The following is a 13,271-nucleotide window of genomic DNA, read 5'->3' on the forward strand; positions in this document are numbered from 1 at the left end:
AAGGATTGATTAAGAAACAGAATGGAGTGGTATCCTGATCCAAAATGAGTGATTATGCCCATCAGTATCAAGTCCAATTTGTCCCTGGTGGGCATTCATGATACTTTTCGCGATCGCCAGGCCAAGACCGGCCCCCTCAGCTTTTGTGCTGCGGGATTCTTCAAGCCTGTAAAACCGTTCGAAAATTAGCTCTTTATGTTCCGGGTCGATATAGGTTCCTTCATGTGAAAAAGTTATTCTGTATTCTGCACCCTCACGCTGTCCTTGAATGGCAAGGTGTCCGCCAGTGTCATAATCGATAATATTTTGCAGCAGATTGGACAGGACTTGTTTCAAGCCGTCTTTATGGCCAAGAACAGGAGCGTGTTCGAGCTGCTGGCTGAATGTCTCGAACCTGCCTGATAGCTTCAAGTGGAACGCTGCAAGTGATTCAGCCAATACTTGTTTCATATCGATTTCCTCGAATTGTTTTTCGGGGAAATGGGACTCCTGGCTCCATGCATCAAGTTCGGCAATCAAATCGACAATTCTTGTAATCCGCCTTGATTCTTCGAGAAGCGATCCGAAAAGTTCCTGGTCACCTTCCAATACACCGCTGTGAAGAGCTTCTAGATACCCGTTGATATTCGTTAGCGGCGTCCTTAATTCATGGGCGATATCCCTTAACATTTCTTCACGCCTTTTTTGGACAACCGAAAGCGTTTCGGTCATGGCATTGAAATTTGTTACGAGTTCACCCAGTTCACCGCTTGCCTGCACATCAATTTTCGAAGGGATTGTTCCTGTTTTCACCTGATTTGCGGCAGCAGCCATCGCTTTAACCGGATTCACTATCTTTTTGACTGAAAAATAATGCAAAAGCCCGGCAGCGATGAAAGCGATGACGCTTACCTTGATCAGGAATGAATTCAAGGTTTCGACGAGCTGCTGCCCGGTCACTTGTTCATGATTGACGAGGAAGCAGGCATAGTCTTTTACAGAAATACCGGCCAGCATGATGACCAGCAGGATGACGATGCTGTTGACCGCCACCAGCTTCGATAACAACAAGTTCGTGATGCTTTTAATTCGCCGCAAATTTATACCCCATTCCTCTTACTGTCTGAATATAATCCTTCGGCGTTTTTTCCTTGATTTTCTCACGGAGATTCTTGATATGTACATCGATTGTCCGCTCGGTCACGGCCTTTTCGTTATTTTCATAAATGGTATCGAGTATTTGCGTCCGCGAAAGAATCTGTCCAGGATGCTGCATGAACATATGGAGAAGCCTGAACTCAAAGTTGGTCAAATCGAGTGGTTCACCATCAACCAGCGCCTGGCCTTTTGCCGGTTTTAGGGTGAGTCCTGTAAAAGTCAGCTTTCCGCATCTGCTTGCCGTCCTTCGCAATACGGCTTCAATCCGGACCATAAGCTCAGCCGGACTGAATGGTTTTACCACATAGTCGTCAGCGCCAAGCTTGAAGCCTTCGATCCTGCTCTTTTCAGAGGCCTTTGCAGTAAGCATAATGACAGGCATCATGCTTTCCAAATCGTTCCGCAGCCAGCGGCAAATTTCTTCTCCGCTTTTGCCGGGAAGCATCAGGTCAAGTATAAGGATGCAAGGGTCATATTTCTCAATCATCTCCTGAGCGTCAATTCCATTGTCCGCTTCAAGAACCTCATAGCCCTCATTCGTTAAATAGATTTTGACTAGCGTCCTTATTTTTGGGTCGTCTTCGACTACCAATACACTTTTGCCGATCAGTTCTTTCTTCACAAAAATAGGTCACTCCTTCAGGCATTAAGGTAGATCCTTTTTAAAATCAGAACCCAAATAAACTGTAAGCTGACAGCCATGCACTGATTTTCTGCATTTGGCCTGACAGGACAAGGAAGCCCATGCCTACCATAATCATACCATTTACAAGTGCGAGCTTTGACAGATATTTATTGATCTTCTTGATTGCTTTTAATGAATAGGAAATGACGAAAGAAATAACCAGGAAAGGCACAGCCATTCCGAGAGAGTATGAAGTCAGCAGGTACATTCCCTGATATAAAGTATCGGATGAGCTGGCCAGAAGCAGGATGGAGGATAGAGCCAATCCGACGCATGGTGACCATCCGCTTGCAAACGCCATCCCCAGAAACACAGAACCAAAAACGCCCTTCGATTTCGTTTCAGAATGGACCTTTTTCTCCATCATCAAGAATTTAATATTCAACAAACCGGCCATCTGCAAGCCGAAAATGATGATCAGCAAGCCGGCAATCTGCATAACGATTGTCCTGTAATTTGCGAAAACCTGTCCCAGAAACGAAGCTGAGGCCCCCATGATGATAAAAATCAGGCTAAAGCCGATGATGAATCCGAATGAACGGGTAAAAAGCGTTGCCCGATCGACAGCGACCTTTGATCCCTCAATTTTGCCTCCTGTTAAATGAGTTATGTAAGCAGGGAGGAGAGGGAACACGCATGGGGAGAAAAATGATAAAATCCCGGCGGTAAAAGCAAAAAATAAACCAATATCTGACATATCCATATTCACTCCTTTTCTATAAACTATATTGGATTGTTTTTGTTAAGGATTAATGAAGAATAATTCCTTTTATACCCCTGTTGGTATATATCGTAATATATTGTATAATGACTGAGAGTGACTTTCAATTTTTTTCTCTCTCAAATGTGAACTGATTCATAATCCCGCTTGCTTGTTAGTATACTGTCTGAATAAAAAAATAAAACCCAGGAGAGAGCTCCCAGGTTTTATCCTTGCGTTTTTTTGTCTTCACATCTAAACCCTGTGTGGTATAATGCCAATTAATGATTTAAATTTCTTCTGATCCCGAAATAAGTGAACAGGGATACAGTGGCTAAAATGACCATCGACGCGATTTCAAATTTTACATCGCGATAGCTAATTGAATCGTCTTTGGTGAAGTACATTAAACCGAAAATAAAGACAGATAATACGATAACTGTAACGGTGATATCTAATTTCTTCATTTTATTCCCTCCAATCTATTAGTAAAGGGGTGCGATCATATTGAATCTCGAACATCTTAAGACATTCATAGCGGCTGCAAAATATGAGAGCTTCTCCCAGGCAGGGAAGATGCTGAACCTTTCGCAGCCTGCAGTCAGCCATCAAATCAGCCAGTTGGAGACTTACTATAATAAGCAGTTGTTCATTAGGGCCAATCGTAAAATAAGGCTGTCAGAAGCGGGTAAAACCCTGTATGAGCATGGCCAGCAGCTCCTGGCGTTAAATGATAAACTGGAAAGCCTTCTCGCTGAAGGAGATTCCAGTGAAACAATCAAGATCGGCTGCAGCAATACAATTGGTGAATGCCTCATATCCAAAATGATCCAGGATATCATAAAATTGAATCCTGATATAGCGAGCCATCAAATACAGGTCACAATCGGTACATCGGTCGAAATAACTGATTTGCTTTATGCCTCCGAGATTGACCTAGCTCTTGTTGAGGGAAAAGCTGGACGCTATGATTTTATTTCCCATGAATTTTATGATGACCTGCTCGTTCTTGGCGTGTCCCCGCAGCTCAGGGTCAATCCGGAAAATCAGGATCCTGCAAAGCTTGAAGAAATGACCTGGCTGATCCGCGAACCTGGCTGCGCAATGAGACAGGCGACGCTGGATTTATGGAAAGGCCTGAACATCGAACCAAAGTCCGTCCTTGTTTATAACAGCAACACGCTCATCAAGGAAGGGGTGAAAAATGGCCTTGGCGTCGCAGTCTTTTCCAAGCTGGCCATCTGTCCGGAGGTTCAATCCAGGCAGCTCATTGTCAGTCATTTTAAAGACAGGGACCGTTTCCGTCCATTCTTCTTGTTAAGGAAGGATAAGCAGTTCAAGTCGAGTCTGCATGAAAGAGTATGGAACTTTATAAGAAATCTAGATGAAAATCCTAATGCTTCCTGTTAAAGAGGCATTAGGATTTTTTTTTATTTTTTATTTTGTTCGGCTATCTCCAGTTCAAGCTCTGTTTGGATCTTAAGGGCCTTGTGTGCATCAGATGCAAGATAATCGATGATCTGCTGTCTTTGTTCATCTGTCATCTTTGCTCCATTACCAGCCATCCGGTCCACTACAGATGTCCACTGTTCTGCGCCTTTGCTTGAATTCTTCATGATCCGGCCGATATCATGGCACTGCAGGCATGTTCCGAGGAAAGCTTCCTCATTAACATCTTTTGGCTCAGGGAATACAAGGGTAGAGGCTTTTTTGATTCTGTTTGCTTCTTCCTCATTGCCTTTCTGATAAGCCAGAATCTGTTCTTTTGGAACATTTGTTTTAAGTGCGATGCCGTTTGGATTCAACCCAACAGGAATTGTCTGTCTGAAATCCTTCTTTTTCGTTAAGTCAATTTTTGTGAGCGTTTTGTCGCCCCAGTTAGATCCGAACATCATGCTTCCGTCCGGACTCCATGACAGCCAGTGAATATTCTGTACTCCCCAGATCTTCCTGACAATTTTGTAATTATCCTTTGGATCAAGGACTGTCAAGAAGCCAGCCCCGTTTTGCGAAGTATACCAGTAGCCATCTGGACCAAGGTAAGCGATGTTCGTACCGGCTCCGGTTTTTACTGTCTTGATGAACTTTAGCTTGGCAGTATCAATGATTGAAATTGACCCATCATTACGATTGCCTGTAACCAGATCATGCGTATTGCCCATAAAGCTTAAGTTAACTGGTTTAGGGATATCTCCAAATTTCTTTAAAAGCTTTTCTGTTTTAGCGTCATAAACTGCAACTTCATCGTCAGCAGTGTTGGCAACTGCAACATATTTTCCGTCATTTGACATATCAAGGCCAGAACCTGTCCCTTTGCCATAGTCTGTTTCTGTCCGTTCAAGGTGTCTCATTTCCCCGGTATCAATATCGATAACAGTGATAAATGGTTCTGCCTGCAAGCTGACAAAGAGTTTTTTGCCGTCAGGAGTGACATTCAAGTCCCTTGGCTTTTTACCGACGTTTTTAAACACCTTAACGAGTTTAGCTGTTTTTGCATCAATCATTCCGACTGCTTCTACACCATTCAATGAAGTGAAGGCGTATTTGCCGTCATGAGATAAGGTCATGTGCTGTGGCGCAGGCGGTTTTTCGAAGCCAGGGAAATCGATATTATGAGACTCTAAAGTTTCCATATTGATCGCTAAGACGCTTGTTCCATAACGCTGGGTCGCAAATGCCCAAGTCTGGTCCTTGTTCAAATGGATGTGGTGCGGTGTACCTGAGCTTTGGATGTATTTTACCGGATTCCCAGTTTTGATGTCAGCAATGGCCACCCCATTACTAACTTCGTTCGCTGAGAGGATCCAGCCTTCTCCATCCCAGTCCTTATTGGAGTCTGCGTTTCCGTTCGGCTGGTCTTTCCACCAGTTAGAAGAATAATCCTCATGGAGTGGAGGGAGATCCTTTTTGTTTTTATCATCAAGAGATGTATCTTTAACTGCTGCCTCAGAACATGCAGTAAGCGAGACAGCCAGTAAAGCGAATGCAGATAGTTTCAAGATCTTTTTCATTATATGTTTTCACCTCGCTTTAAAATTTGATCAGAACCATCCAACAAGCAGGACAAGAACAAGGGCAGTTGTTGTACCCCATGTAATCCATACTCCAGGATGTGTAAGCCATTTTGTTTTGTCATCAACACGTGAAATGCCCTGGGCAAGTCCGTATGGGCAGACTTTACAAAAAGAGTTTCTTGCCTTGTAAGACAAAGCTGTATAAAGAACAGCAGTTGAAGTGACAAGGAAGAAGTATTTATCCATTTTAAAGTTGACGAGTGACTCCCAGACTGTAATAGGGTTATAGAAGTAACTTACAGTCGAGTAAGCCATGAAGATGCTGACAACCAGAGCAAGCAGGAATGTAACTGCTTTGCCTTTGTCACCCAACTTCGATTCGATTTTGTTCAAAAGCATGCTGAAGGTATTATGCGGGCATGCATATTGGCAAAAAGCCCTGTACACGATCATAGACAGTGCAAGGAAAGCCATCAGGAACAAGAATAAGAAAACGAAAAATAAATAGCCAGCCTCATAGGATAATTGGAAGCCAAACAAGAAAAGCTTTTCGTTGTCGATATCCATCCGGAAACCGTTCCAGAACGGCAGTGTGAAAATAATGATGAAAAATGCCCATCTACTTATTGTTTTACCCACGTAAATCCTCCTTTCCTTATCTGTAATCCTCTAAGTATTCATAAACCTTGTCGATCTCTTTCTCTGTGTAAAGATGTCCGATTGCAGGCATCGTGTTGCGGCCTTTTTTGATGACATTCTTAATGTCTTCTTCTGACATCCTGTCCGTAACACCCTTCAAGTCAGGGGCAGCACCAGTAGCATGGCAGTTCAGGCAAGTTCCTGTGAAAATAAGCTCTCCCTTGTTATCCTGTGGAGCTGCCGCAGGTTCGACTGCAAGCTTTCCAGGCATGAAGATCGCATACCCAATCGCCCAAATGGCCACAACATAAAATACAGCTACCAGGAGTTTCGGCACCCTATTATGTTCAATTTTAATACCGGAGACAATATCCTCATCTTTGCTATCATGTTGCTGATATTCTTTTTTCATGTTCTACACCTGCCTTTAAATGCTGTTATAGGAACTCATCGCCTTAAATCGCTGGGATTCAAGGCAATGAGCAGTTAATGGATCTTATTTACTTTCCATTGATTTTTGCTTCTTCCCGTTCTTTCTGGTACTCTTCCAATCTTTCTTCTGTTGGCTTGAGGCTCATCAAGTATGCAACAAGGTCATCCAGTTCCTGATTGGTCAGGTAATCGAAGGATGGCATGATAGAACCAGGGCTTGTTGATTGAGGATCAATCAAGTGCTGGCGCTGCCAGTCTTCGTTATATTTCAGGCCAACCCACATTAAATCCGGGCCAGTACGGTTAGAACCTAAAAGATGTGGTAAATCATATTTGTAGTCGCCGCCCTGAGATACTGGTCCAAGGTTTTGGTTCGTATCGGCAGGCAATGCCCTGACAAATTGTGTGTGGCATGTCTGGCAGCCATTCTGGATATAAATATCTCTTCCTCTTGCTTCAGCAGAATCCTCTGGGTAGTTGCGGAGTTCACCGCTTGCAGTCGCAGAGTTGATTTCCTGGTCGAAGAGGGGAAGGATGACCGTGCCGGCTACACCGAACATCCATAAAATCAATGCAACGATTAATACAGCTGATGGTTTACGTTCCAACGTGTTCCCTCCTCATTAAGCAGTAGCAGCTTGCTGCTGTGCTTGCTGTTTTTTCTCAAGTTTTGCAAGTTTAATAGTCTTATACATATTCCATGCAAGGAAGAACTGGGCTACATACATCATCGTTCCGCCAATTGCGCGGCCTTGTACGTACGGTTCCATCATCAAGACAGTCTGCAGGAATGGTACACCTTCGATCCAGGCGAATCCCTGGACGACACCTGCGATCCATAATGAGAATGCGAAGACAAGGAAACCGACAGTAGAGAACCAGAAGTGTGCTTCCATTGCTCTCTTGCTGAACATTTCGCGGCCAACGATTTTAGGCAGAATGTAATAGATAGCTGCGAACGATGTGAAAGAAAACGCGCCGAATGGTCCCATGTGTGCATGCCCGACTGTCCAGTGCGTGAACTTAATGACTGAACTTACGGATGGAAGGGCTTGCAATGGCCCCTGAAGACATGCGAAAAGGTAGAAAATCGTACCGGCCATTGTGAAGCGAAGCGGTACGCTCGTCCTTGTCTGTGACCATGAACCTTTCATCGTACCCCAGAAGTTAGCCAATACGGCCCAAACCGGTATCAATAGAACGATGGAAGGAATGACGCCTGCTTTAGAAATCCAGCTTGGAATTGGACCATTCATCAAATGGTGAGGACCATTCCAAACATAGAATGTAGCAATTGCCCAGAATCCAATCATGGAAAGCTGGTGGCTGTATAAAGGACGTCCTGTCAGTTTAGGAAGCAGGTAGTAAATCTGTCCGACACCGACCGTCGTCATCCAGAGACCGATTGCGTTATGTCCAAGGAACCAGCCCATCAAACCTTGCTGCACGCCACTTGGAATCCATTGTGCCGGGAAGTTTCCGACAATCCATGTCAATGGCAGCCACAGCAATGAGCCGAGGAAGTACCAAAGACTGACATAAAGCATTTTCTCTGTTCTTTGTCCAACCGTCTTGAAAAGGTTATAAGCAACAAGTCCGATAGCGACAAGGAGCTGAACGTCAACCCAGAGCGGGAATTCACCGTACTCGATGACAGATGTCTGTCCGAATAGCAATGCGAAGAAACCTTCTAAAATGACAATGTTATAAAATACTAGTGCGAAATTCCCCAGCTTTTCGCTGTAAACTTTTGTTTTTGCAAGCTTGGGAATCATGTAGAACATTGATCCTACATAAGCCATTGATAACCATGCATAGATGACGAGCATGACGTGCGCTGAGCGAATATGCCCGTAAGTTGTCCAGCGATTGTTCAACAATTCTGGCCAAATTTGTTTTGTTGCAGTAAGAAGTCCCATACTCATGCCGATGATGATCCAAAAAACAGCAGCAATGAACCAGTTCTTGGAAGAACTCCATTTTTCGTCTGTAAACATTTTGACACTCCCTTGTTCATAAAATAACCACAAAAATTTCACAATTTCTTCACAATCTGCTATGTTACATGATACATCCCATATTGAAATAAAGTTATTCGACTTTTTTATAGTGTTATCCAATTGTTTTATACTTGCTGACTAACTGGTAAAATAACGTCTATTTTTACAATTATGGCAAAAAAAAACAGAGCGAAGTGCATTCGCTCTGTTGAGAAAGTTTTAGTTTTGTTCTTCTTTTTTATTATTCTTTTTACGAAGTGTATCAAGGATGAAGATAATCAGGATGGGCACTCCGATGTAATAGAAGAGATCGAAGAAAAAGCCAAGGGATTGATGGTCCATTTTTGTACCTCCTTCATTATTTGACCACATTGTAATCCGATAGATTTTTTTTTACAACCCCTGAATTATACTCTGGACGGTTTCGGGAATTTCTGTTAGAGTAATTCGATAGTGATGAAGATTATATTAAAAGGAGGTGTAGGAATGGCACCGGGAGCATGGATTTTACTGATCGTCATGTTCGCATTCACCGCTTCTGCAGGTATCATCTGGGCATGGAGCAAGAAAAACGGGCTTTACGATGAAAGTGTTAAATATAGAATGCTTGACGAAGACTAAGGAGCCTGGTTCACAATCTTTACAATCTGCTAATTGAAAGATTCTTCACCCCAGGCTTTGGTTTTCTTTTTTATTTTCCGCATTAATTCCTTCTAATGAACTCACAATCCTTTCCATTTTACATACCAGAAAACTAATTTATCCTTATATCAGGAAACTACTTTCTTCTATATAAATAGAGACAATCGGCAAAAGAGCTTCTATTTTGTTTTTTTAATATACTCATAGGAACCTTTAACAACTTTTACTGAGTTGTGCATAGGATGATTATATCCGGATTGAGTCCTGCCTTAAATGGCTTGAATCAATCTCAACAGATAAAAGTCATAAAAAATTCAAATTTACGGTTGACAATGGGATGAATCTTTTATAATATATACCCTGTGAGGTATTTAACAACGTAATCACGTTGGAAAACATATTTTATTTTTTTTGCCGTTTAAAATACCCATTACCGTAATTGAAGAGAGGGAGTTAGATAATGGGAGAACAGAAAAAAACGACAATCATTTTATTCAGTGGGGATTATGACAAAGTCATGGCTGCTTATATCATTGCCAATGGTGCAGCTGCTTATGATCATGAAGTGACAATCTTCCACACATTTTGGGGATTAAACGCTCTAAGGAAAGATGAGCCAATCCAGGCGGATAAAGGTTTCATTGAAAAGATGTTTGCCAAGATGATGCCAAGAGGCGCGAACAAATTGGGATTGTCAAAAATGAACTATGCAGGCTTTGGCCCTAAAATGATCAAGGATGTCATGAAGAAGCATAATGCAATGCCGCTTCCGGACTTGATTGAAATGGCTAAAGAACAGGATGTAAAACTTGTTGCCTGCCAGATGACAGTAGACTTATTTGGTCTTACTCAAGAAGAAATCATGGAAGGTGTCGAATTTGCCGGTGTAGCAGCTTACCTGGCTGATGCTGAAAACGGCAACGTCAACCTGTTCATCTAATAGATATTTTAATTGGAGGTCGACAAATGGAAACTTTTAAGACAAATGCTACAGTCGATGCAAAAGGGCTAGCATGCCCAATGCCGATTGTCAGAACGAAGAAAGCAATCAACAATTTAAATCCGGGCGAGGTTTTAGAAGTGCTTGCAACGGATAAAGGTTCTAGGGCAGATATCCAGGCCTGGTCTAAAAGCTCTGGCAATCAGTACCTTGGAACGATTGAAGAAGGCGATGTTCTTAAGCACTACATCCGCAAAGGCGGTTCAGGTGAAGAGCAGGAAGAAACCAAATTCGAGAACATTGTTTCCAATGAGGATGTACTGAAGAAGCTGGAAGCAAACGAAGATGTTCTTGTCCTGGATGTTAGGGAACCTGCTGAATATGCATTCGGTCATATTCCAAATGCTGTCTCTATTCCTTTCGGCGATCTTGAAAGCCGTATGGAAGAACTTGATAAATCAAAAACAATCCTTGTTGTTTGCCGCACAGGCAACAGAAGTGACATGGCTTCCCAGGCACTTGCAAGCAATGGATTCGAGAAAGTCTGGAATGTTGTACCAGGCATGTCCGGATGGAATGGCCCAACTGATACAAAAGTACAGTAATTATTTTTTTAGAAAAAATCATACCCAGGGAGGTACAATAGATTATGAAACCAATGACGTCTAAAGAAGTAACAAAAAAAGTATTCAATAAAGAACCTTTATTTATCCTTGATGTCCGTAACGAGAGCGACTTCAATGACTGGAAAATCGAAGGTGAGAACTTCGAGTACCTGAACATTCCTTACTTCGACCTGCTTGATGGGGTGGAAGAGATTCTTGATCAAGTGCCAACTGACAAAGAAGTGCTTGTTGTTTGCGCGAAAGAAGGATCTTCTGTAATGGTCGCTGAAATGCTTGACGAAGCTGGCCGCGAAGTATCTTATCTTCAAGGCGGAATGAAAGCATGGAGCGAACACCTTGAGCCAGTTAAGGTTGGTGAGCTTAAAGATGGCGGATCCATGTACCAGTTCGTCCGTATCGGTAAAGGCTGCCTTTCTTACGCGGTCGTTTCAAACGGTGAAGCTGCTTTGATCGACGCAACAAGAATGACAGATGTATACCTTGACTTCGCTAAAGAGCTTGGCGTTGAAATCAAGCATGTATTCGATACACATCTGCACGCAGACCATATTTCAGGCGGCAGAAAAATCGCCGAAGCAACAGGTGCAACATACTGGCTGCCTCCAAAAGATGCTGATGAAGTAACCTTCAACTACCAGCCTCTTGAAGATGGCAACAATGTAAAGATTGGTGACACAAATATCGACATCAACGCACTTTACACACCAGGCCACACAATTGGTTCTACATCTTTTGTCGTTGATGAAAAATATCTTCTGTCAGGGGATATACTATTCATTGACTCAATTGGACGCCCGGACCTTGCTGGTAAAGCAGAAGACTGGGTAACGGATTTAAGAAACTCACTATACAATCGCTACAAGCAGCTTTCCGATGACCTGGTTGTTCTTCCAGCACACTTCATGATCATCGAAGAGCTGAACGAAGACGGCAGCGTATCTGAAAAATTAGGTACTCTATTCGCGAAAAACCATGGCTTGAACATCGAAGACGAAGCGGAATTCCGCAGACTCGTAACGGAGAACCTGCCTCCGCAGCCTAATGCATACCAGGAAATCCGTGAAACAAACATGGGCAAAATCACCCCAGACGATGAGAAGCAAAGAGAAATGGAAATCGGACCAAACCGCTGTGCGGTAAGATAAATCTGACAAGGGGGCTTTGCTCCCTGACCAGTATCGAAAAATACAACTTTTTAAACAACCAAGGAGGATTTTAACATGAACGTAGCAAAAGTATTAGACGCAAAAGGACTTGCTTGTCCAATGCCAATCGTAAAAACAAAGAAGGCAATCACTGACCTTCAATCTGGAGAAGTACTAGAAATCCACACAACTGATAAAGGCGCTGTAAAAGATCTTGCAGCTTGGGCACAATCAACTGGAAACGAACTACTGAAGCATGAAGAAGAAAACGGTGTGTTCAAGTTCTGGATGAAGAAGGCCTAATTGAACGAAGGGGGAGCTGGTCTCCCTTTTCTTTTGGTTATAAAGGTTAATACAACAGAGTTCAGTGATTTAAATTAAGGAGGAAACCTGATGGACTTATCATTTATTATCGTTATATTTTTAATTGGTTTTATCGGTTCTTATATCTCCGGGATGGTTGGAATTGGCGGTTCCATCATTAAATACCCAATGCTGTTATATATACCACCATTGTTCGGCCTCGCGGCATTCAGTGCCCATGAGGTTTCAGGGATCAGTGCGGTCCAGGTTTTCTTCGCGACCATCGGCGGTGTCTGGGCTTACCGTAAAGGCGGATACTTGAACAAGACATTGATCATTTACATGGGCGCTGCGATCCTGGTTGGTTCCTTGATCGGAAGTTACGGTTCCCGCTTTATGTCAGAAGGCGGCATCAACCTTGTATACGGTATTCTTGCATTGATTGCAGCAGTTATGATGTTCATCCCTAAGAAAAACGTCGATGATATCCCGCTTGATCAAGTAACATTCAACAAATGGCTTGCCGCATTTTTCGCCCTGATCGTCGGAATCGGCGCCGGTATCGTTGGTGCAGCTGGTGCATTCCTGCTAGTGCCAATCATGCTCGTTGTCCTGAAAATCCCAACAAGGATGACTATCGCCACTTCACTGGCCATCACATTCATTTCATCTATCGGTTCAACAGTAGGTAAAATTGCCACTGGACAGGTAGACTTCTGGCCGGCGATGATCATGGTTGTAGCCAGTCTGATCGCATCACCATTAGGTGCGAACGCAGGTAAAAAAGTAAACACAAAAATTCTTCAATACATCCTGGCAGTACTGATCCTGGGTACAGCAATCAAAATCTGGATGGATATCCTGTAAAATTCATGTGTGGAAAAGACTTCGCCTCGGCGGAGTCTTTTTGTTGTGGTTGGAGGATGATTATTTTGACAGGTTTCGCGAGGGAAGGCTTGAAGCTGTCAAGAACCCATCGTTATTTTGACAGGTTTCAGGGGGAAAGAC

The 13,271-nt window shown here is 43.1% G+C and carries 17 protein-coding genes; 7 read left to right on the plus strand and 10 right to left on the minus strand.

Annotated features, from left to right (window positions below; translation table 11 throughout):
* Nucleotides 1–9 precede the first annotated feature (9 nt).
* The 4 genes from J7E38_RS08940 to J7E38_RS08955 form a co-directional block, all read right to left on the minus strand.
* Nucleotides 10–1,077, minus strand: a complete 1,068-nt coding sequence (locus J7E38_RS08940; RefSeq protein ID WP_214705167.1) for a HAMP domain-containing sensor histidine kinase — start codon at nucleotides 1,075–1,077, stop codon at nucleotides 10–12.
* Nucleotides 1,064–1,759, minus strand: coding sequence for a response regulator transcription factor (locus tag J7E38_RS08945; protein ID WP_214705166.1), 696 nt, complete (start codon nucleotides 1,757–1,759; stop codon nucleotides 1,064–1,066). The genes J7E38_RS08940 and J7E38_RS08945 overlap by 14 nt, the downstream gene beginning before the upstream one ends.
* A gap of 46 nt (nucleotides 1,760–1,805) precedes the next feature.
* Complete coding sequence (locus J7E38_RS08950; RefSeq protein WP_215038325.1) at nucleotides 1,806–2,519, minus strand: cytochrome c biogenesis CcdA family protein; 714 nt, start codon at nucleotides 2,517–2,519, stop codon at nucleotides 1,806–1,808.
* A gap of 284 nt (nucleotides 2,520–2,803) precedes the next feature.
* Nucleotides 2,804–2,989: a hypothetical protein gene (locus J7E38_RS08955; protein ID WP_214705164.1), complete on the minus strand. Its 186-nt coding sequence runs from the start codon at nucleotides 2,987–2,989 to the stop codon at nucleotides 2,804–2,806.
* Between the two features lie 40 nt (nucleotides 2,990–3,029).
* Between J7E38_RS08955 and J7E38_RS08960 the strand changes: the two genes are divergently transcribed.
* The gene (locus J7E38_RS08960) at nucleotides 3,030–3,932 is read left to right on the plus strand and encodes a LysR family transcriptional regulator (protein ID WP_214705163.1); all 903 of its coding nucleotides are present in this window, start codon (nucleotides 3,030–3,032) and stop codon (nucleotides 3,930–3,932) included.
* A gap of 20 nt (nucleotides 3,933–3,952) precedes the next feature.
* On the opposite strand, the gene J7E38_RS08965 is transcribed toward J7E38_RS08960, so the two are convergent.
* From J7E38_RS08965 to J7E38_RS24070, 6 genes are all read right to left on the minus strand, one after another.
* Complete coding sequence (locus tag J7E38_RS08965) at nucleotides 3,953–5,533, minus strand: beta-propeller fold lactonase family protein (protein WP_214705162.1); 1,581 nt, start codon at nucleotides 5,531–5,533, stop codon at nucleotides 3,953–3,955.
* Nucleotides 5,534–5,563: 30 nt separating this feature from the next.
* Nucleotides 5,564–6,175: a 4Fe-4S binding protein gene (locus tag J7E38_RS08970; RefSeq protein WP_214705161.1), complete on the minus strand. Its 612-nt coding sequence runs from the start codon at nucleotides 6,173–6,175 to the stop codon at nucleotides 5,564–5,566.
* Between the two features lie 16 nt (nucleotides 6,176–6,191).
* A complete protein-coding gene (locus J7E38_RS08975; protein ID WP_214705160.1) occupies nucleotides 6,192–6,587 on the minus strand; it encodes a c-type cytochrome in 396 nt (131 codons plus the stop codon).
* 88 nt (nucleotides 6,588–6,675) lie between these two features.
* Nucleotides 6,676–7,215 (minus strand): cbb3-type cytochrome c oxidase subunit II, encoded by a 540-nt coding sequence (locus J7E38_RS08980; RefSeq protein WP_214705159.1) that lies wholly within the window; start codon nucleotides 7,213–7,215, stop codon nucleotides 6,676–6,678.
* 15 nt (nucleotides 7,216–7,230) lie between these two features.
* Nucleotides 7,231–8,604: a cbb3-type cytochrome c oxidase subunit I gene (locus J7E38_RS08985; RefSeq protein ID WP_214705158.1), complete on the minus strand. Its 1,374-nt coding sequence runs from the start codon at nucleotides 8,602–8,604 to the stop codon at nucleotides 7,231–7,233.
* Between the two features lie 222 nt (nucleotides 8,605–8,826).
* Nucleotides 8,827–8,949, minus strand: a complete 123-nt coding sequence (locus J7E38_RS24070; protein WP_285291715.1) for a hypothetical protein — start codon at nucleotides 8,947–8,949, stop codon at nucleotides 8,827–8,829.
* Nucleotides 8,950–9,093: 144 nt separating this feature from the next.
* On the opposite strand from J7E38_RS24070, the gene J7E38_RS24075 reads away from it, so the two are divergent.
* From J7E38_RS24075 to J7E38_RS09010, 6 genes are all read left to right on the plus strand, one after another.
* Nucleotides 9,094–9,228 (plus strand): hypothetical protein, encoded by a 135-nt coding sequence (locus J7E38_RS24075; protein WP_260983616.1) that lies wholly within the window; start codon nucleotides 9,094–9,096, stop codon nucleotides 9,226–9,228.
* A gap of 481 nt (nucleotides 9,229–9,709) precedes the next feature.
* Nucleotides 9,710–10,189 (plus strand): DsrE/DsrF/DrsH-like family protein, encoded by a 480-nt coding sequence (locus tag J7E38_RS08990; protein ID WP_214705157.1) that lies wholly within the window; start codon nucleotides 9,710–9,712, stop codon nucleotides 10,187–10,189.
* 26 nt (nucleotides 10,190–10,215) lie between these two features.
* Nucleotides 10,216–10,794, plus strand: a complete 579-nt coding sequence (locus tag J7E38_RS08995; protein WP_214705156.1) for a sulfurtransferase TusA family protein — start codon at nucleotides 10,216–10,218, stop codon at nucleotides 10,792–10,794.
* A gap of 44 nt (nucleotides 10,795–10,838) precedes the next feature.
* Nucleotides 10,839–11,960, plus strand: coding sequence for an MBL fold metallo-hydrolase (locus J7E38_RS09000; RefSeq protein WP_214705155.1), 1,122 nt, complete (start codon nucleotides 10,839–10,841; stop codon nucleotides 11,958–11,960).
* 75 nt (nucleotides 11,961–12,035) lie between these two features.
* Nucleotides 12,036–12,263: a sulfurtransferase TusA family protein gene (locus J7E38_RS09005; RefSeq protein ID WP_023626705.1), complete on the plus strand. Its 228-nt coding sequence runs from the start codon at nucleotides 12,036–12,038 to the stop codon at nucleotides 12,261–12,263.
* Between the two features lie 90 nt (nucleotides 12,264–12,353).
* Nucleotides 12,354–13,130, plus strand: a complete 777-nt coding sequence (locus tag J7E38_RS09010; protein WP_214705154.1) for a sulfite exporter TauE/SafE family protein — start codon at nucleotides 12,354–12,356, stop codon at nucleotides 13,128–13,130.
* Nucleotides 13,131–13,271: the final 141 nt, after the last annotated feature.

Origin of the sequence: Bacillus sp. ISL-35, from assembly GCF_018613355.1 — a bacterium.
GTDB lineage: Bacteria > Bacillota > Bacilli > Bacillales > Cytobacillaceae > Mesobacillus.